Origin of the sequence: Saccharobesus litoralis, from assembly GCF_003063625.1 — a bacterium.
In the GTDB taxonomy this organism is placed as follows: Bacteria; Pseudomonadota; Gammaproteobacteria; order Enterobacterales; family Alteromonadaceae; genus Saccharobesus; species Saccharobesus litoralis.
In genome coordinates, this window is record NZ_CP026604.1 from 2,667,439 (window position 1) to 2,686,717 (window position 19,279).

The window sequence follows — 19,279 nt, forward strand, 5'->3', positions numbered from 1 at the left end:
CAAAAGTGGATCCAATAAGCCGCAAATGTGGTGGATCTATTACGGTGCTAATTGGGTGGATCTATTATGCCGCAAATGAAATGGATCCATATGGGTGCAAATTAACACCTACCGAGATCAACCCTTTTTATAATGGTGGAAATGAATACTCATCAGCCAGCGTGCCGTTATTCAAGTGGGGGGCTTTTCCTGGAGATTCGATTCCATTAACAGGAGACTTGAATCATGATGGGCTTCCTGACGCAATAATAAAGTATGCTAACGAGAATATTAACAAATCGTTTACAAAGGTTGTTGAACAACCAGACTTACTGACAAGTGTTACGGACGGTTTTGGGGCTAAAATTAGCTTTGAATATTCTACATTGACGGATCGCACACCTGATAATCTTCGCGTGCTTTATCAAACTTCATCAGAGTCTCCTAAATTTCCACTTTCAAGAGCCAATCGAAATACTCGTGTTGTGCATACTTATACCGACAAACTGGGTAATGCGTCGCATTACCAGTATCAGGATGCAATCTCAGATTTACATGGCAGAGGTTTTCTTGGGTTTAAACAAATTACAATTAATAAGGTTAACTTAGGACAGACAGAAGTAACCAAGTATGCCATGGGATTCCCACACAATGGTCAAGTAGTCTTCCATTCAACCGAGAAAGCAGATGTCTATATGGATTATACAACACCTGCAGATATGCCAACGACCAGCGTAATTCAAACTCGACACACAGAAAAATACAGTATAGGAAGCGGCTATAGGTACCTCGCAGGCGCTTCAAAAGAGTTTTATCAATATGCTTCAGAGGGCTACTTAACTCACCTGTCGGTAGCTGAAGGAGATCGTTTTGCATCAAGTGCGCATAGTTTTACGAGTGTAATAAATAATATTCAGCGGCATAAAAATATTACTTTTAGTGATTTCAGTTGGGATACCAGCAATTGGCTACTTTATGGCGGTAAAACTGTCACTACGACCATTGATGGCAAGTCATCGACTCGCAGTGTTGAGTTAAAGCAGGGCACACTAGATGTTGAAATCGAAACTTTATATAAAGGAACTGCGAATCAAGTAATAACAACAAAAACATTCGATTATGCAGGTAGAATTGAGAGTGTCGAGACCGTTGCGGCAGATATTTCAACGCAACATAGTTCTTCCTCTATCCGGAAGCATGAGGAACTGGGCTTCTCAGCTGCAGGTCTACCTAAATTAGTGATTAATGGAGCTCAGCACGAGGCCAGATATAAATATGATAATCGCTTTGGATTACCGATCGAACAAAAAATGTATTCAAATAACCTAGCCACCTATATCTCTTATGACTTTTTAGGGCGCATGGTATCAACGGTTAAGCCAGATGAATCTCAAATATCAGTTATACGCTACTATTGCGATAATGCTGCCACAGGTATTGTATGTCCTGATACAGGTGTATACTTTAAAGCCATTCGAGTGACTAGCCCGACGAACGACAAACTTGGAGCACCCTTAACAATTGCCTTTTTTGATAAGTTGCAAAGAAAAGTTAGGGAGCAAGTGTATAACGTAAATGGCGAACCTATTAGTACAGATACCGAATACTATGACAATGGTTATGTGCATCGTGTTTCAGCTCCTTTTATGGGAGTACAGGCTCAGCATTGGCATACAATGAGCAATTATGATGTTGTTGGAAGACCACTACTGGAAGTAGGCGTAGATGGCGGAACAAAAACAACGACGTACGGGAGCTACTTAGGGTTCGTTACAAAAGGAGTTACAGTTAGCGTAAAAGATGAGAACGGTGTAGAGCTTTCCAGTCAAACAACGCTTGAGCAATATGACAATTTGGGGCGTACCTTCAAAATAACTGATACCTACCAAACAGAAGTGGAGTATGGTTATGATGGTTTTGATAACCTGACCAGCACCATTGTAAATCAGGATCAAGATACTAAAATTACCATTGAATATGATATCGCTGGTAATAAAACGCTAATCAATGACCCTGATGCAGGCGAAATTAATTTTGAATACAACGCTTATGGTGAACTACGGCGACAAACTTGGGCTCCTGATACAAGCGCCCAAAAATATATGGAAGTAAGCTATGATAGCTTGGGTAGAAACACGCTAAGGTATGAACAAAATTACAATAGCCAGGCTAAAATTCACCGTTGGTATTGGGATGAAGGTAAACTAGGTACTTTAAGCCGCAAAACAACGGGGGGCGATTTTCATGAGGCTTATTCTTACGATGCTCTTAACCGACTCGAGTCTCGTGTAGTGTCGGCAAGCGGCATGACTACAGCTACCTTCGATTATACCTATGATGCCTTTAGTCGCCAATTGACTGTTGAATATCCAACAGGATTAAAAGTTAAGCATGAATATCATACAAATGGAGAGTTAGTTAGAACACGAAATGCTAATGATTCTAACCAAGTTTTCCGAATTATTGGTAATCAGTACGATAGTCGAGGACGGCAAACTGAATTTTGGCTAGGCAATCAAGTAAAAACAGAATATAGCTACAACCAACGTAGCGGTCTTGTTGCCGATATTACCACAGGAAAACTTGCTGCGGGAACTGACGGCTCAAGTGTCACAGGTAACATTCAACAATTATCGTATCAATTTGACTCGATAGGTAACTTGAGACTACGCTCTTCTATGCGTCATGAGATAGGGCAGTGGTCACAAGAGGATATAACTGAACAGTTTGATTATGATGATTTGAACCGTCTTACAGGAGCCAACACATATGGTATAGGTGCAATCCGCACACAACTTTTTGATTATGATGAACTTGGTAACTTAACGCTAAAAACCGACAGTAGTATTGGATTAAATCAGGTTCTTAAATACGAAAAAATAGGTAATGCGGGAGTGCATGCCGTTACCAGTGCAGGAGAGACGAAATACAGTTACGATGCTTACGGCAATATTAAAAGCAAAATATTAATCAATGGTCAGGTAACTACGCTTGACTATAATGTTTTTAACAAGCCAACTCGAATTGATAATGTCAATTTCAAGTATGGGCCTGATCAAAAACGATATCGCCAAGACAATTCTGATGGGATCACTTATTACGTTGATGATTACCAAGAACAGATTCGTGGTAACCAACGAATTCAAAAAGTGTATATTGGTGACTATTTGGTCGAAACTAAATTTGCGAGCAATTCAACTTTACATTATCTACATCATAATCATTTAGGCTCAGTTGAAGCCATATCAGATGAAAACGGTAACTATGTTGACAGAATGAGGTTTGATGCGTGGGGAAAACGACAACTCAGCAATTGGACAACAGGTACGCTTAATGTTGCGCTTTTACGAGATATTTCCACTAAGGGTTTTACAGGCCATGAACAACTAGACGATGTAGGTTTAGTACATATGAATGGCCGAGTATATGATCCTGAAATTGGTCGATTTCTAACACCTGATATAATTATTCAATCTCCTAAAAATAGCCAAAGCTTTAATCGCTATAGCTACGTTTTGAATAACCCTTTAAGTTTAGTCGATCCTACAGGGTTTACGGCAGAAGAATGTAATAGTAGTGACAAAGCCTGTACTGATACAGAAGATGCTGCAAAAAAAGGCGTAGAGGAAGATGCTGAGGAAAAGGCTCGAGAATTAGCAAAAAGTAAAGTGCTTGCAAGGATGAGATTGGCATGCGGTGTTTGTGCAATCGGGGCTAAGATAGAAGTGAACTTTGCAAAAGCAGAACAAGGTGTACAAAAGGCGCATAGCTCTATGGTTGGAGTATCTGACGTTACCAATGAGGGGACTGCGGCATCGAGGCTTAAAAACTTTAATAATGCTGTTGGTTCTGAGAAAAATATTTCTTTGGATGATAGATACTTTGTTAGGTTTGTTGACCCTACTACTGGAAACTTAAAGCAGTTTAAAACTGCTAATGCTTCACAGGTGGTTGCTCTGTTTAATGCGGGTGTGAAGATGGGTTTTGTGCATGCTCAAACTAATAGATCATCTGGGGCGATTACTTTATTCCGGTCTGCAACGATTGGGTTCCAAGGAAGTTACTCATATCATAATGCTCATGGAGCTTTGTCGACATCTGCATTAGTTACTTTTACGGGAGCGCAATTTGCTTCTTTTAATGTTGGTCATGAGCTAAATCACAGGGCTGGTAGCGAATTCGGTCTATTTAACCAGCCTCACCCAATTTCAAATAATCGAGGCCTAAGTCGTTGCCAGAGTCAGCATGGTCAAGGAGCTTGTCAGTGATTAGAATTTTATTAAGCGTTTCATTTATCTTATTTATGTCGTGCTCTATAGCATCTAATGATGTTCAATTTAGTATGGTGTCGACGGACAGCTATTTGTCGGCTACATCGAATATACTAGTTGGCCGAGTTGAAAAAGTTCATCATGTCTCGGGCTTAGAAGATCAGTGCTCGTTTGTTCAGTATGAGGTTTCTATATTGGATGAATTCAGGGGGGATGTTGCCTTAAGGAAAATCTCAGTTGTTATGGTTGGTTTGTCGTCACATAGTATCCGTGAAGGTGACGAGCAGTTGCTTTTTGTAGAAGAGATTGATGATGTTAAAAATGATGTTTGCTTATCCAGAAGTAGCCATTTATCTAATGATATAAGGCTATTTAGAGTGGTTAATCGTGAGGGTGGTATGTTTGTTCTTGAAAATGAATATTCCAAAGGAAGTGACGGGACCGTTTATTCTGTTAAATGTTCGAGCGATTACGGTTTTTTATTCAATGATTTTAGATATAAGGGGTTATTAAAGCTGGAAGCTTTTGAGCTGGACGGTAGTGGCTGTGTTCGGGCGAAAGGAAGCCTGGGCTCCATATTAAACTTGGTGCCTTCCTTTCCAGATTTCTTAGATAGTGATATCAATGTTAATGATATTTTTAATCAATCAAATGATATTGAGTGAGTTAGTCTTTATTCCGAAGCGCCCTAGCTAACTGTAGTGTTGTTTACCAAAATAATGTCATAACTTTTGCCAATTTAAATATCGAACGATTTGGCAAGGTTATGACGTTTTTACCACGATAATATCGACTGATTTTTTCGCCTTACCAAATTCTTATCGCACGATCTCCCAACTTCGATCATAACCCTTTCCAAACTGCATCATACTTTTAACCAAACTACCGTCATATATGATGATTTTGGTCATCTGAGAGGTGTAAAAGGAAATGAATCACACCATATGCCTGCTGATTCTGTAAGCCCTTTATCCAAAAAAAAAGGACCTGCAATTTCTATGGACAAGGCAGATCATAGGCAAACAGCTAGCTGGGGGAACTCTAAGGAAGCTAAAGCATATAGGGCGCAACAGAAACAATTGATTGATAATGGACAATTTAAAGAAGCTCAGCAAATGGATGTAAATGATGTTCAATCTAAGTTTGGAACAAAGTATGATTCTGCTATAAAAGAAATGCAGGAATACACCGATAAGTTGGATAAATAAATGAAATTTAATGTAACGCCATTGATAGGTATAGATGAGATTCAATTCGGAATGTCGTTGAATGATGCTCGAAATGCGATCAACAGCTCTTATAAGTCATTTAAAAGGACTCCTAACGCTGCGCACCCTTGTGATTTTTATGAAAATATTGGCTTGTTTGTATATTACGACAGCTCTTCAACTGTAGAGGCATTGGAGTTTTGTGAGCCTGCACAACTAAACTTTAAGGGTATTGATTTAATTACTTCCAGCTTTGAAGATATTGTAAAGCTTCTTAAGTCTCTTGATAACGTAATTGAGTTAGAAGGTGAATCATTTACCTCATATTCTCTAGGGTTTGGAGGATATGCTCCTGACTTAGACGAAGATCCCAATAGTGTTTGTGAGAGTGTTATTTTGTTTAAAGATGGCTACTACGATTAATCACACTATAGTTTGACGTTTTTGAATCCACCGCGACCGATATTTTTAAATCGTTGCTATACGTACCTATTGGCCTAAAGACCAACCTACAGTTCATAGCTGAAATGGCTGTACTCAACGGAATATCAGATAGCCTATGATTTGGGCTGGTTTAACTCGAGGGGCCATAATCAACCTTCTAAAATACCTTGAGGCATAGTTGTATTAGCCGCGGTTATTTTTGTTCGAGTTGGATGGAGCCGTCCCAATCGGCGGGCAGGTCGGTGTTTTTTAAATCTTCAATTCTGCTAAGTAAGCTTTGCGCGGCTAAGTCGTTGGGTTTGTTGGTTAGGGCTTGTTGCAAAAAGTCTTGCGCTTGTTCGAAATTACGTGACAGGTAGGCACCGAAGGCTTGTTGATAAAGTAAATGATAGTTTTGGATCGCTTGTGGTAATTGGTGTTCTGCTTGCGCTAAAACTTCGAACACTTTAACCGGTTGGGTTTTGCCTTTGACTTTGATCATATCCAGCATGCGTGTATGGAATTTGTCTTGTGGTAATAGGCGGTTGGTCGATTCCGATATCATGATTTCGGTATCGTATATTTTATTGGCGCCTTCTAGTCTCGAAGCTAAATTAACATCGTCGCCAATTGCGGTGTAGTCAAACACGCGACTTGAGCCCATGTTACCAACAATGACTTTTCCCGTGTTAACCCCGACACGGGCGTATAGTTCGGCTTTGCCTTGTGCGCGCCACTCTTCACGTAATTCAGCCAAGCGTTGCTGCATGCGTAACGCGGTTTTAACCGCCTGCTCGGCATGTTGTTCGTGGCTTACAGGCACTCCAAACTCGGCCATAATGGCGTCGCCTAGGTATTTGTCGATGATCCCGCCTTCTTCTAGCACGATATCTGTCATTTCGGTTAAGTATTCATTGAGTAATTCAACCAGTTCAGCCGGAGGCATTTGTTCTGATATTGAGGTAAATCCTTTTAAATCAGAAAACAGTATGCTGACTACACGTTCTTCACCACTTAAGCGCAGGCTATCGGGTGACAGCAGCAGTTGGTCTACCACTTTTTGTGGTAAGTATTTGGCAAACGCTTGTTTAATAAAGCGTTGATCTTTAGCTAGCAATAAATTGGTTAATAGCACTAAGCCCGCAAATAATAGGGTGTAGCTAATGGCTATTGTGGTAATCGGTATCAGGGTAAAGGCGGTAAACGATTGATAACCCCAGTAAACCAGTCCGATTAAGCTACTGACATAAAAACCATATAGGTATGCTGAGTTTTTTATGCAGGCAAATAACGCAGTTAAGATAAGTAGGCTTAATATAATCAGGTAGGTTAGGTTATTGTCTTGTTTGGTAAAAAAGGTATTAGTTAAAAAACCGTTTAACATGGCGGTATGTAAGGCTAACAGCGGAATTTCATGGTCAACTGTGGTCGAGCCTAAATCCGAGATCCCTGTGGATATGTCGCCAACAAACACGTATTTGCCTGCAAAAATCTCCATAAGTTGTTCTTGCGCTTCCATGTCGTTGAATAGCTCAAGTACTTTGTGCATTTCTATTTTGGGAAAATCATTTTGCCATTGATTGCTAAACGGGATGTAAATTAAGCCGTTGTTATCGATAGGAACCAACATATCTTGTTCAAGAAAGCTATCGCCAGCGGGGATTTTGATGTGTTTACCTAGCTCGACTTGAATGCTGTCTTTTTCGATTTCCATCGCATCTAAAAATACGGACAAGGAAATAGTCGGAACATAATAGTCTGCTACTTTGATAAAACTGGCTAAATGGCGATATATACCATCAGGGTCAACAAATGAGCTAATGTGTCCCGAGCCTCCCGCTGCGTTGGCAAATTCGGGCTTTTGTGTGGTAATGGCGCTGGCAATAAAGGCTTGGGTTTGGTCTTTAAATTGCGGTTTAAAACCTAATTTAGGTAATAACTGTATTTCGTGTGGGCGTAAATAATCTTGTTTAGCTTGGCTGGTGGCGTCGTAAGCTAAGCCTGCGGGTAAATAGGCGTTAGCGGTATAATCAAACGCCTCGGTTAATGCTTCGTCGGCATCCGGAGAGCTTGGAAAAGCAAAAACAATATCGTAAATAACGGCTTGCGCGCCTAATTCATATAAATAATTTTGCAGCAAGGCCACTTGGTGGCGATCTAAATAGTTGCTTTCAATATATCGATAAGTTGCGTCGGTAATAACAACAGAGACTATTTGGTCTGAGCTGGCGGGCGCTTTTTTATCTTCAAGTGCTTGTTGGTAGTACTTATCAATTAAGTTGTGGTCTAGCTGGGTCCAAAATGAGTTTGCCAGTTGCCACACTAGCGTTTCAGCCAGTGTGACAAGCGTAAATAGCGCAACTATGGCTTTGAGTTGTTGTTTACTTCTTAACGGTAAAAACATAATTTCTGACGATTATATCTTTACCGGCATATTCTTTTAATGCAGAGGCGGCATAACCACTGCCCAAGCTGCGTACATTACCCGCCATGGCAATATGTTTTTCAGGTTTGTAATCTAATTCTAATGCTGGTTTTTTGCTGAGTGATTTGGCGAGCTTTTTCCATTGTTTTAAGGGAATGGACGCATTACTAAAACTAGACTCGATAGCCTCGAGCGGTTTGTTACTGGCGACAATGGTAAAGTTCTCTTTTGAACTATTGCCGTCTAACTGATACATGTTGTTGTTATCGGGCAATGTAACCTGAGTCGTAGCTTGATTAGTTGAACCGTGATTGAGTAAGGTGGCGGTGCTTTTATCAAAGTGCACCACATACACATAGCTTTTATCTTTAGTGAGTATTTGTGGTTGCAGTTGGTCACCAGCCCGCAAGCGTTGGAAAGGTCTGGCTTGAAAGTCTTTACTTTGGCTAGAAACCATAATGCCAATTTTGGCTTTAAAGTCGGACTCGGCTATAGATAGTGAGCTAACTAAGGTTAGCGCAATAAGCAAAATGAATTGACGGATATAAATAGGTAACACAACTGCCTCCATATAAAAACGTCATGTTGAAACGTAACCGTAAAATCGGTTTTTAAAAGGTTACTTTTCAATCTAATATATGGTTAATCCTAAACCATAGCCGGTTATATACCAAACAAATTAAACGCCTTTGTGATGCGCTTTCAACTAGTTCAAAAATAAAAAAGTTTTGTGTGATAAGGGTCACGACCTGAACAGATAATCAGGTCGTTTATTTTATAACACCATGACTAGCAGGGTTTAGGCTTCTGGGGTGTCAGTGGCTTCGTTGTCTTGTGGGCAGTACCAAGTGGTGAGTTTTTTCTCTAATTCTGGCAAGCCAATGCCATTGTGTGAAGAGAAGGCCATTACCTCAACATTGCCACCAAAGTTTTTACTGGCTTGGCGTACTTCTAGTACGGTTTTTTTGCGCTGCCCTGGTTTTAATTTGTCGGCTTTGGTTAATAGAATAACGACAGGTAAGTTAGAGTCGACCGCCCAAAAGACTAAATCTTGATCTAAATCTTTTAAAGGGTGGCGAATATCCATCAATACGATCAAGCCCTTTAAGCATTCGCGCTCTTGCAAGTATTCTGACAATGCGGCTTGCCATTTACGTTTCATGGCTTCGGGTACTTTAGCGTAACCATAGCCGGGTAAGTCAATCAGGCGGCGCGTTTCATCTAAATCAAATACATTGATTAATTGCGTGCGTCCTGGTGTTTTACTGGTACGAGCCAGACTTTTTTGTCGCGTTAGCGTATTCAGCGCACTAGATTTACCCGCATTCGAGCGACCGGCAAATGCCACTTCAATACCCGAATCGGCAGGGAGTTTAGTTATATCTGGCGCACTTGTCGTAAACTTGGCTTTTTGAAAGTGGATCATGCTTGGCTCAATAAATCGCGTTGCTAAAAAATTTGGCGCATAGTTTACTGGTATTTAAACAAAAACTGTATCTTAAAGCGTGTATTGGTAAAACTAACTGGAAAAACTTAACGCGGATCAATTAATTCCGACTAAATCCTGCTATTGCTGGTTTTGTCTTGGCGTGTTTTGTGTAAGAATAGCGCGCAAAATTTACCGTGCCGACTATAACTTAGCCTAGTAGCGTATTTTTGACTAAATAGGGTGCCTGCCATTATCACACTGTCAATGTTGTTAGTTGATAAAAATAGGCCGCATTAAGCGATATTCATAACGGTTTCACGGATATCAGGATTTAAAAATTTTAATTGAGATTTGAGCCATGAAAAAAATCGCAATCGCATTTTCTTTATTGTTGGGTTTAACCGCTCACACCAATGCTGCACCGCAAGGTGACGCACAAGCTGGCAAAGCCAAGTCTGCAACCTGTGCAGCTTGTCACGGAGCCGATGGTAATAGCATGATCCCAGCCAACCCTAACTTAGCTGGTCAAAGCGCGGCTTATTTACTTAAGCAATTAAAAGAGTTTAAGTCAGCGGCTACTGGCGGTGAAGGCCGTAAAAGTGCTGTTATGGGCGCTATGGCCATGCCATTATCCGAGCAGGATATGGCCGATTTAGCTGCTTATTTCTCTAGCCAAGAGCCAAAACCAGGTGCAACACCTGAAGATGTCATTAAAGCAGGGCAAAAATTATATAATGGTGGTGATACCGAGCGTGGTGTAACAGCTTGTATTGCTTGTCATGGCCCACGTGGTAACGGTATGGGATTAGCGGGTTTCCCGAAAATTTCATTCCAACATGCTGACTATGTCGCTGCGCAGCTTAAGGCGTTTAGAGATGGTTCGCGTGATAACGATTTAAACGGCATGATGCGCGATGTCGCTGCTAAATTATCGGATAAAGATATCGAGACCTTATCTAAGTATGTTGGTGGTCTTCACTAACCTTAGTCTCTCTGACTTCGTTTGAAAAAAGCCGGATTACATCCGGCTTTTTTGCTTATTAAGTTGGCCTTCCATAACCCCATAATCTCAAACCCACCGCTAATCACACTTCCTTTAAATTGAACTTAATTGCTGCACAGCGTTCTTAACCGTTAGCTGGTCTTAATCGCTTTGAATACACTCTATATAGCTGATAATTTACACTTAGTTTGCTCATCTAACATTCATTTTTCTTGTCTTGTGAGATATATCTTACGAAGTGTGTGAGATATAGGCCTACCCTTGTTGTGCGTAAAGTCTCAAATAAAACCCTTTATATAAATTTTAATTTAATGAAAACATAAACTTAACAATGTGGCATTAATATAACACCTTATCGTATATAGATATGTGGTTGTGAAGCAATAGGCCCTAGATTAAAGTGTAACCACTCGCTAGGACAGCGATACAACTAATTGAAATATGGGATTTACAGGCTAAGGAAGCTAATTACAGGATGTACCCGCTCTGCAAGGTGCAGTTTATTATAAATAACACGGATGGTTGATTATTGCTAAGGGTGGCAACTAACATTGCGAAACATGGATGATTTTACAAAGTGTCAAGACGACCGAGAATGTATAAATTAGTAGGGAAGCACTAAAAACATTCGGAAATCATAGACTGGGAAAGTCACGCTAACCAAAGGAATTTTGGAAACGATATTTCACTGTCGAGAGACAGAACTAGAATTGCAGGCGACGTTTGTCGCCTTTTTTGTGCCTGAAATTCGTCTAATCCTGTTCGATCCCTTACATTTAGGCTAAAATGCCCAGCAATTTAAGCTGTCCTGCAAAGATCATGAGTCGTAGAAAAAAATCTCGTAAAATTGGCCAATTAGCGCCGCGTAAAACCGATACACCGAAACCGGTTAAAGAAAAACGTTTGTTTGTTAAAAAACGCAAAGGTTTAAAAGCGGGTACTCGTAACACCGACGAAGATAATCAATTAACCGGTATTGGCAGTGGGCAAACGAATCAAAATGATCCGCGAGTGGGTAGCAAAAAACCTATTGATTTACATGCCACGACGAAAACCACTCAAGGGCCTGAGCCTGTAGCTGAAAAGCCGTTGCCAGATACTAAGCCTAAAGCCAAATTGGTTAATGAATCTAATGATGATGCGCAAATAAAGCAATGGCAACAAGAGTTAGCTAAGCTAGAGCAAGATCAAGAATTACAAGATTTATTAGAGCGCTACGAAAATGATGAAAGTTTATCGCCACAGCAACTTGCTAAAATTAATAAGATGACGGCTCGTCATGCAGACTTATTAGAAAAATTAGGCATTGATAGTGATTTTGAAGATGATGAAGACCTATACGATGCTTGGCAAAATAGTGAGCAAGGCAAGGATTGGTAATGGATAACCTTTGGTTGATAGCTATAGTGCTAGGGGCTTTGCTGATTATTGGTTTGGCATTTTATGCCGGTAAATTGTTGTTTAAACTGCAATTGCAGAACAAAAAAGAACAAGCCTTTCTTGATGAAGTTAAAACTAAGCAGGCGGCAAATAATAAGCACTTAATAGAGAGTGTGCGTTATATTGCCAAAGCGGTTAGAGAAGAGCAGTGTGAATTGTCTGAAGGGGCGATCCGTATTTGTACCATGTTAAATAACTTTGCTGGTCAAGAAGACGCTTATTTAGAAACCTATCCGGGCTTTTATCAGTTATTCAACGCTATTAAAGATTTTCCGACTCATCAAGCATTTAAAGATTTATCTAAGCAAGAGCGCATGAATCAAAACATGAAGCGTTGGAACTTTGAAGCTGATGTAAAAGAGCAAATGCTAGAAGAAGCTAAGTTGTTACAGAGTTTTCAGAAGAACTTGAACTGAGTTGGCTGTAATTCAGTTCTAACTTAACTGCCAGACAATAATGTTTTAGTGAGCAAGACTTCGTGCTTGCTCATACGGGGGAAGCGAGACGTTAGTCTTGCGCTCTTCCTGCGGATGGTTGATAAACCTAGCCATTGTTCGTTACTCACTACATTCAACTCTACTCTCTACATTCAACTCTACTCTCTACATTCAACGCTACTATCAAATCAAAGATATTAACCCCTTTGTGTTGAACCTTATCAATTGCGAGACTTTGGTCTTGTACTTTTTCTCTGGATGTTGCTCACCGTTATTGTGGTTTTGATAAACTTGGGTCTAAACTAGTATTAGTTAAAACTCAGAATACGCAATGAAGTGCAAATATCACTATGACAGAGATAAAGGAACAAGTCATTAACGCCGGATTGTCACTGCGTGAGCAAGGGCAGCTCGTTACGCCCTGTAACTTAGCTGAGCAATTATCTATTGATTTGCAGGCGGCGCAACAGGCTTTTGAGTCTTGGTTAGCTTTTGCTGAGCAAGAGAGCAATAAAGAAAAACTAACAGAATCTAATCAACAGCGTTTAATGGAAAACTTGTTTGCTATTACCAATCAATTGGCTCAGCAACAGCAAAAAAGTTTGTTAGATAGTGAGTTACAAATTCGTACCAACCTCCAACAGCTGCAAGCCTCAACAGAAGAAAATAAACAGTTAAGTCAGCGCTATGTTCAAGTTGAAAAGGAGCATAGCCGTTTACAGCAAATATTTAAGGAGTTGGAAGAAAAATACGCAGGCGCGCAACAGCAATTGTTAGACCAAGAGTTATCATTGTCAAAGCAAGCTGAACAGCACAAGCTCTTGAATAAACTCGATAATCAATCAATTATTATTGATGAACAAAAAGATAAGTTAAATGCCCAAGAGCAGCTTATTTATGAGTTACGCAAACAAGTGGAGTCGCTTTCTGTAAAAGAGCAAAAAGCCAGCGAGCAAGTCAGTCACTTGCAACAAACATTAACCGATGTCAGTCACGACTTGCAGCAACAAACTGAATTAACCCATGGTGTTGAGCAAACGGAGCAGCAACTGCAGCGCCAAGTGATTGACTTAACTCGTTTACTTGAAGACAAAGAAAAAAGTTTAGTTGCCAGTCAATCAGACCTCGAGGCGCTCTCCAAACAACTAGAACACAATGCCATGGTGGCTATGCAGTCTAAGCAAGCTACCGACAGTGAAGCTGAACGTTTAACCCGTGAATTAAATGAAAGCAATAGTCGACTACGTGAAGAGCAAACTTTAGCTCATCAATTAAAAATGCAGCTAGAAGGCGTGCAAGAGCAAGCTGAAGTTCAGCAGTTGAAGTTTGAGCAGCGCCTTGCTAATGAGCAGCGTGACTTTGCTGACAAGCAAGATCGTCAAAATAAAGAGATTGCTAATTTAATTGCAGAAAATCGTGAGCTATTGCAAAAGCAAGATCAATTAGCCGAGCAAGAGCGCCAGCTTAAACAGCAGCTTAAACAAGCGACTGATAAAGTGGCGGCGATGGAACGTTTGTTAGAGAGAAAAACATCTGACCTTGAACATAACCAGAATATGTTTAACGAAGCGCGGGAAAACTTTAAGCAAACGTTAGAAGAGGTTAAGCAGAAGAATAGCTTGCTGAGTGACACGGTAGTTGAGCTTGAAAGCCAACAGTCTGCCACTGCCAGTGAATATCGACAACAAGTTGATAGGTTAGAAAAACAACTACACAGTGACAGTCAAGTTCATCAACATGAACTGCAATCGCTACATGAACAAATTGCTAGTGGTGAACGGCATGTCGAGCAGCAACAACAAGCCTTACAGGTAGCAAATGGTAAAGTAGATGAATTGTTACAGCAGCTTAAGCAACAAGAAACCGAACATAAACAGCAAAACCAAGCGCAAGATAAAAAATTACAAACCATAGAGCTCAACCTGCGAGACACCCAAGAAAAAGTACAATGGCTTGAGGGTGTTAATGCTCGTTTGGAAAAAGCACGCGACACTAAGCAACAGCAAAAACAAGATGAAGAAGAACAAGTGCGCGAAACCATTCGTGACTTACGTAATCATATACACACACTTGAGCAGCAGTACATCGAACTTGAGCAAAATAGCCAAGAGCGGTTGACAGAATATAGGTTGAAATTTGAATATGCACAACGCCAACTTGAACAACATCCCTGACACTTGGGTTGTCGCTTACCGAGCGGCAGATCAAATTCAAGCAAACTGTTTAGTTGGTTTGCTAAAACATCATGGTATTAACGCACATTTACGTGGCGAGTCGTTAAGTGGTGCGGTTGGTGAGTTACCTATGGATGCATTGCAAGTAGAGATAATGGTAGACAAGGCTGATTTTGTTAAAGCGCGACATATAGCGATGGAGGCCGATAGCGCAGTGCTGGAAGACGATTGGATTTGTGTAAAATGTAAAGAAACTAACGCCGCAACATTTGACCTTTGTTGGCAATGTGGTCATGATCCGCAAAACGATCGAGAATAATCATTAACTAATGTCAAAACCCTCTACTTTTGCCCGAATTCGCGAGTTAAATCGCCGTCAACAAACTGCGTTTAATGCCATGCTATTAGAGCGCATGTTACCCAACTATAATTTATACGCTGAGCTAACCGAACAAGGCGATCCTAGCGTGTTACGCACCGCTTTGGATGTAATTTGGCAGCAAGTTTATGACAGTAAAACCAAGGTTAATTTAGAACTTCGCCAAGAAAAAGTGGAAGCTGAAATCCCTGAAGAGACAGACAGTGACAGTATTGGTTTATATGCAGCAATCGATGCAGGAATGGCTTTAGTTACCACTTTGTCTATTATGCAGACTCCACCGCAGGAACTTGGCAAAGAACAAACTTACGTCAGTTTAATGTCGCAGGGCACCATTGAGCGATTGCTTATTATGAATGGCGAAGCTGAGCACAGTAAAGAAGCGCTAGAGCACCCGCATATGCAGTGGGAAATAGCATGCCAAAATGAGTTTTTAGACAGCATAGAAAAAATCCAAAACTTTGATAGTCAAATAGTACGAACGCTTAAAGAGCAGGCTTTAGAAGAAGGGATCAGCAATTTAGGTATTGAGATTAGTTAAGCCTAGTGTAACTATTCAGCATTTCAAGCAACAAGCATCAAACCACCTAAAAGTTATAAGCTTGCTGTAGGCGAGACTTGGCTTTCAAGCCCCTACTTTTGGTAGTCTTGCTCTTTTGGACAGAAAAGTTTGCAGGCTCTGCAAGCATAAATGCTCGCCTTGATACTTTAAAACTGCCTTTTTCACAAAAGCTTATAGATTAAAATTACCTTGTTCGAAGGTATGAAACGGCCTATGGCTTGTCAATTTGATTACGCTGAATACATACAGCCTAGCTTGATTAGCCGGCGTTGAATACAAGATCGGTCTTTAGGCCGATGGGTACGCTAGCTGCATCGGTTTAAATATTGGCTAAAGGGCTCTGTTTTAGGCGTTTTGACAAAAGTGGCAAATCTAAGACAATCGGCAATGGTGCGGCAAGAAAGAAAGCAAGCTCAAAGCAGCTTAGCTGCTATTGTCTAAATAAATTTCGACCTGGCTTTTTCTATCACCCGTTTTCTTAACGGTTACATTTGTCGACTGCATTTGTCTATTAACAATGACCTCAATCACAAAATGTATTTCATATAAATTGTTGGTGTACTTATTGCTTTTAATCAATAACAAACGAGCAATACGCTTAAAACGTCAATTTTTTGATTTATTTTTGAGGTCGCACCATGATTAGTATTAATTCTCAAACATCAACTGCTTTTGCCAATCTTAATACACAATCAGTTACGGCAAACAATGCAAATGCTAAACCGTCAGGTTTAACACCAAGTCAAGCTCAGGCTTTGGCACAAAATATTGCTAATGTTGATCCAGCCAGTTTATTGCAAGCAGGCGCGAATCGCACAACAGGTTATGCCGAAGCGCTTAGTTTAATTGATTAGTTGGTAAATATACGCTTACTGACGCAAGCGTTAAACAGGGTAGGAGTTGGGCGCGCAAGTCGCCCTTCGAGCTGACTATATATGTGAGTGAAGGTTATTTAATAAAGGCGAACGCGTCACCAAACATCTGTTCGCGAACTAGGCCTTTTTCTAAAAACATTTCTCGGGCTTTACCAACCATTTCAAAACGACCCGCACAGTACACATCGTACTCGGCAAATGATTCAACATCATTCATAACCGCTTCTAATAAGTTACCGCTTTTACCCTGCCAATGGCTTGGCGCGTTGTCGACAACAGGAATGAAGTTGAAGTTAGGATGCGCATTATGTAAGGCTTGCCAATGCTCAAGCTCGTATAAAGCGTCTTCACTGCGCACACCCCAATAAAAAGTGATGGGTTGAGTCGCGTCTTCTTCAAGTAATTCTTCTGCTATGGCTTTGGTGTAGGTAAAGCCGGTACCACCCGCAACTAAAAGAACCGGACGTGAAGAGCCTGACCGCAGTTGTGCGTTACCACCCGCAGCTTCAATAACCACGGTTTGGTCATTGTCTAACGCGTCTTGTAAATGTTTAACCGCGCCCATTGCGTAGCCATCTTCATTGCCAGCACCTATGTGTAGTTCCAACAAACCAGACTTCTCAAACTGGATTGGTGCATTAGCGATAGAAAATGCGCGTTTATCTTCTTCACCAAGAACCAACATAAGATATTGCCCAGCGGCGTAAGCTAAATTTGTTTGTGGTTTTAATAAAACCTTGTAAACAAATGGCGTTAATGGCGAAATAGATATAACTTGAGTTTGAATGGCTTGCATTAGGGTCTCGTAAGGCCTTAGTTTAATTGCCGCGCATCATAACGAAATACCAATGTTAATTCAGCAATTAGAAACGAAAAATTTAAGTATAGGCTATTGGGATCTAAAACGAGAGGCTTGGTTGGTCTTTGGTGATAACAATAGTGGCAAACATTTATTGTTTGATAACCTGATTGATTTTCTAAAACAGCAACAGCCGGCAATTGAGCGAGTCGCTTGTGTTAATTTCGCTGAGCAAGAACGCTTAGTGTTGCGAGAGCTCGAGCGAGATGAATCTGATATTACGGATATCATCACTCCCGGGACTTTGGTCGAGCAGATGTTAAGTGAAATTGAGCCTCAGTCGACTATTTATTTACCCATAGCTAAGCAGCTTGGGTTGGAAAACAAATTGACGCTAGGCTTTCGCTGCTTGTCGACAGGGGAAACACGTAAATTATTACTTGCCCGAGCACTATTAGCTCAACCAGAACTTTTACTTGTGGAAGACATTCTTGATGGCATCGACACGGATACTCGAGAATGCATTTTAACTGTGCTTAAAACCTTTACCCAAGGTCAACGGCAATTAATTATGCTGGTCGATAGATTGGCAGATATTCCGGCCTTTATTACTCATTATGCACTTTTTTCTGAAGGGGAGTTAACCCTTGCTGCAACTAAAAAGCAAGTTGAGCAAGACAACCTTTGGCTTAAGTTACAATTAAATAAGCCGGCTAAACCTTTGCCTGATACCTTATATGAGCGCCCAGCCCTTAACTCTGATGAGCCTATTTTTTCGCTTTGTAATGGCCGTGTATCTTATGGTGATAATGTTGTGTTTTCTGGCTTAAATTGGCAAATCAAGCAAGGAGAGCATTGGCGTATTCTTGGGCGCAACGGCGCAGGTAAAAGTACCTTGTTAAAGTTGGTAACTGGCGAACACCCGCAATGCTATAGCAATCAAATTCGGCAATTTGGTTTTCAGCGAGGTTCGGGTGAAAGCATTTGGGATATTAAACAACACTATGGCTTAGTCAGTGCCGAGTTACATCTCAATTATCGAGTGACAGTTAATGCGCTGACCGTGGTGGTATCGGGCTTTTTTGACTCGATTGGTGTTTATCAAGCGGTTAATCAGAGTCAAAAAAATCAGGCATTAATATGGTTAGATTGGTTTTGTATTGGTCACTTAGCTAATTTGCCTTTCCAATCTTTATCCTATGGGCAACAGCGCTTAGTGTTAATTGCCCGAGCCTTGGTTAAAGCACCAAGGCTACTGATTTTTGATGAGCCAATGCAAGGCTTGGACGAGGCTAATTGTCAGTTAGTGATTTCGGCCATCAATCGTTTAATTGCAAGCAAGGCGTGCCAATTACTTTATGTCAGTCATAGAGAGGAACCTGAGCTACAACCTGTGTTTAAAACGCTGAAATTGCCAATAGAATAATGTTATAGTCAAAGCGATCAGGTTTTAGGGGAAGCCGTCAAGCTTCGAATCCCCATGAGCATATGCTCTATTATGTGATTGGGGTGAGTAAGCGCTGACAATGAACCATAAGACCTGAGCGAGAAGACTATATAAACTAGATTATTTTTCAATGTTTGGGTGATATAGCACAAGATCAGATAATGCATGACCAATACAGCAAAAGGTATAGCCTTTTTCTTCTTCGTCAGGCGTGATGACCGGAGGCATATCACCATAGCTAACTTTGCCGCCGTTTTTATTAATACAAACACAGGCTGTGCAAACACCTTGTCGGCAGCGGTACGGAAAATCGATACCTGCTTTTTCGGCGGCTTCTAAAATACTATCAAATTCTTCAGCTTCAAATTCAAGACCGGCTGGCTCAATTTTTACTTTATGTTTCATCGCTATTTTTTATCTATGGCTTT

Annotated in this window: 17 protein-coding genes; 12 read left to right on the forward strand and 5 right to left on the reverse strand. The window is 40.7% G+C overall.

The window, feature by feature from the left end; translation table 11 throughout:
- Positions 1 to 5 precede the first annotated feature (5 nt).
- The 4 genes from C2869_RS09370 (at position 6) to C2869_RS09385 (ending at position 5,881) form a co-directional block, all read left to right on the forward strand.
- The gene (locus C2869_RS09370) at positions 6 to 4,247 is read left to right on the forward strand and encodes an RHS repeat domain-containing protein (protein WP_159084115.1); all 4,242 of its coding nucleotides are present in this window, start codon (positions 6 to 8) and stop codon (positions 4,245 to 4,247) included.
- On the forward strand, positions 4,244 to 4,915 hold the full coding sequence (locus tag C2869_RS22485; protein ID WP_159084116.1) for a hypothetical protein: 672 nt from the start codon (positions 4,244 to 4,246) through the stop codon (positions 4,913 to 4,915). Before C2869_RS09370 ends, C2869_RS22485 begins: the two co-directional genes overlap by 4 nt.
- A 279-nt stretch (positions 4,916 to 5,194) precedes the next feature.
- Complete coding sequence (locus tag C2869_RS09380; RefSeq protein WP_108602688.1) at positions 5,195 to 5,458, forward strand: hypothetical protein; 264 nt, start codon at positions 5,195 to 5,197, stop codon at positions 5,456 to 5,458.
- Complete coding sequence (locus C2869_RS09385) at positions 5,459 to 5,881, forward strand: ABC transporter ATP-binding protein (protein WP_108602689.1); 423 nt, start codon at positions 5,459 to 5,461, stop codon at positions 5,879 to 5,881. It begins immediately after the preceding gene.
- Positions 5,882 to 6,095: 214 nt separating this feature from the next.
- Here the strand turns inward: C2869_RS09385 and C2869_RS09390 are convergent, their stop codons facing one another.
- The 3 genes from C2869_RS09390 to yihA all read right to left on the reverse strand — a co-directional run bounded on the left by C2869_RS09390 (position 6,096) and on the right by yihA (position 9,732).
- Complete coding sequence (locus tag C2869_RS09390; protein WP_108602690.1) at positions 6,096 to 8,285, reverse strand: adenylate/guanylate cyclase domain-containing protein; 2,190 nt, start codon at positions 8,283 to 8,285, stop codon at positions 6,096 to 6,098.
- Positions 8,263 to 8,865: a hypothetical protein gene (locus tag C2869_RS09395; RefSeq protein WP_159084117.1), complete on the reverse strand. Its 603-nt coding sequence runs from the start codon at positions 8,863 to 8,865 to the stop codon at positions 8,263 to 8,265. The genes C2869_RS09390 and C2869_RS09395 overlap by 23 nt, the downstream gene beginning before the upstream one ends.
- A gap of 240 nt (positions 8,866 to 9,105) precedes the next feature.
- Complete coding sequence (gene yihA, locus C2869_RS09400) at positions 9,106 to 9,732, reverse strand: ribosome biogenesis GTP-binding protein YihA/YsxC (protein ID WP_108602692.1); 627 nt, start codon at positions 9,730 to 9,732, stop codon at positions 9,106 to 9,108.
- Between the two features lie 361 nt (positions 9,733 to 10,093).
- On the opposite strand from yihA, the gene C2869_RS09405 reads away from it, so the two are divergent.
- The 7 genes from C2869_RS09405 (at position 10,094) to C2869_RS09435 (ending at position 16,584) form a co-directional block, all read left to right on the forward strand.
- On the forward strand, positions 10,094 to 10,717 hold the full coding sequence (locus C2869_RS09405; RefSeq protein ID WP_108602693.1) for a c-type cytochrome: 624 nt from the start codon (positions 10,094 to 10,096) through the stop codon (positions 10,715 to 10,717).
- 840 nt (positions 10,718 to 11,557) lie between these two features.
- Positions 11,558 to 12,118 carry a Der GTPase-activating protein YihI gene (yihI, locus tag C2869_RS09410; RefSeq protein ID WP_159084118.1) on the forward strand — a complete coding sequence of 187 codons (561 nt, stop codon included), beginning with the start codon at positions 11,558 to 11,560 and terminating at the stop codon, positions 12,116 to 12,118.
- On the forward strand, positions 12,118 to 12,594 hold the full coding sequence (locus C2869_RS09415; RefSeq protein ID WP_108602695.1) for a DUF2489 domain-containing protein: 477 nt from the start codon (positions 12,118 to 12,120) through the stop codon (positions 12,592 to 12,594). Before yihI ends, C2869_RS09415 begins: the two co-directional genes overlap by 1 nt.
- A gap of 371 nt (positions 12,595 to 12,965) precedes the next feature.
- Entirely contained in the window at positions 12,966 to 14,789 is a 1,824-nt protein-coding gene (locus tag C2869_RS09420) for a coiled-coil domain-containing protein (RefSeq protein ID WP_108602696.1), read from the forward strand.
- Entirely contained in the window at positions 14,758 to 15,108 is a 351-nt protein-coding gene (locus C2869_RS09425; protein ID WP_108602697.1) for a putative signal transducing protein, read from the forward strand. Before C2869_RS09420 ends, C2869_RS09425 begins: the two co-directional genes overlap by 32 nt.
- Positions 15,109 to 15,118: 10 nt before the next feature.
- Entirely contained in the window at positions 15,119 to 15,709 is a 591-nt protein-coding gene (locus C2869_RS09430) for a YjaG family protein (RefSeq protein ID WP_108602698.1), read from the forward strand.
- A 659-nt stretch (positions 15,710 to 16,368) separates the two neighbouring features.
- On the forward strand, positions 16,369 to 16,584 hold the full coding sequence (locus C2869_RS09435) for a hypothetical protein (RefSeq protein ID WP_108602699.1): 216 nt from the start codon (positions 16,369 to 16,371) through the stop codon (positions 16,582 to 16,584).
- Between the two features lie 94 nt (positions 16,585 to 16,678).
- Here the strand turns inward: C2869_RS09435 and fre are convergent, their stop codons facing one another.
- Positions 16,679 to 17,401 carry an NAD(P)H-flavin reductase gene (gene fre, locus C2869_RS09440; protein ID WP_108602700.1) on the reverse strand — a complete coding sequence of 241 codons (723 nt, stop codon included), beginning with the start codon at positions 17,399 to 17,401 and terminating at the stop codon, positions 16,679 to 16,681.
- Between the two features lie 52 nt (positions 17,402 to 17,453).
- On the opposite strand from fre, the gene C2869_RS09445 reads away from it, so the two are divergent.
- Positions 17,454 to 18,830, forward strand: coding sequence for an ATP-binding cassette domain-containing protein (locus C2869_RS09445; RefSeq protein WP_108602701.1), 1,377 nt, complete (start codon positions 17,454 to 17,456; stop codon positions 18,828 to 18,830).
- 141 nt (positions 18,831 to 18,971) lie between these two features.
- Here C2869_RS09445 and C2869_RS09450 read toward each other — a convergent pair whose 3' ends face one another.
- The gene (locus C2869_RS09450) at positions 18,972 to 19,256 is read right to left on the reverse strand and encodes a 2Fe-2S iron-sulfur cluster-binding protein (RefSeq protein ID WP_108602702.1); all 285 of its coding nucleotides are present in this window, start codon (positions 19,254 to 19,256) and stop codon (positions 18,972 to 18,974) included.
- Between the last annotated feature and the right edge of the window lie 23 nt (positions 19,257 to 19,279).

Coding starts and splice junctions, on each gene's coding strand:
- C2869_RS09380 (WP_108602688.1), top strand. CDS start 5,195: ATGCCTGCTGATTCTGTAAGCCCTTTATCCAAAAAAAAAGGACCTGCA.
- C2869_RS09385 (WP_108602689.1), top strand. CDS start 5,459: ATGAAATTTAATGTAACGCCATTGATAGGTATAGATGAGATTCAATTC.
- C2869_RS09390 (WP_108602690.1), bottom strand. CDS start 8,285: ATGTTTTTACCGTTAAGAAGTAAACAACAACTCAAAGCCATAGTTGCG.
- yihA (WP_108602692.1), bottom strand. CDS start 9,732: ATGATCCACTTTCAAAAAGCCAAGTTTACGACAAGTGCGCCAGATATA.
- C2869_RS09405 (WP_108602693.1), top strand. CDS start 10,094: ATGAAAAAAATCGCAATCGCATTTTCTTTATTGTTGGGTTTAACCGCT.
- yihI (WP_159084118.1), top strand. CDS start 11,558: ATGAGTCGTAGAAAAAAATCTCGTAAAATTGGCCAATTAGCGCCGCGT.
- C2869_RS09415 (WP_108602695.1), top strand. CDS start 12,118: ATGGATAACCTTTGGTTGATAGCTATAGTGCTAGGGGCTTTGCTGATT.
- C2869_RS09420 (WP_108602696.1), top strand. CDS start 12,966: ATGACAGAGATAAAGGAACAAGTCATTAACGCCGGATTGTCACTGCGT.
- C2869_RS09425 (WP_108602697.1), top strand. CDS start 14,758: ATGCACAACGCCAACTTGAACAACATCCCTGACACTTGGGTTGTCGCT.
- C2869_RS09430 (WP_108602698.1), top strand. CDS start 15,119: ATGTCAAAACCCTCTACTTTTGCCCGAATTCGCGAGTTAAATCGCCGT.
- C2869_RS09435 (WP_108602699.1), top strand. CDS start 16,369: ATGATTAGTATTAATTCTCAAACATCAACTGCTTTTGCCAATCTTAAT.
- fre (WP_108602700.1), bottom strand. CDS start 17,401: ATGCAAGCCATTCAAACTCAAGTTATATCTATTTCGCCATTAACGCCA.
- C2869_RS09445 (WP_108602701.1), top strand. CDS start 17,454: ATGTTAATTCAGCAATTAGAAACGAAAAATTTAAGTATAGGCTATTGG.
- C2869_RS09450 (WP_108602702.1), bottom strand. CDS start 19,256: ATGAAACATAAAGTAAAAATTGAGCCAGCCGGTCTTGAATTTGAAGCT.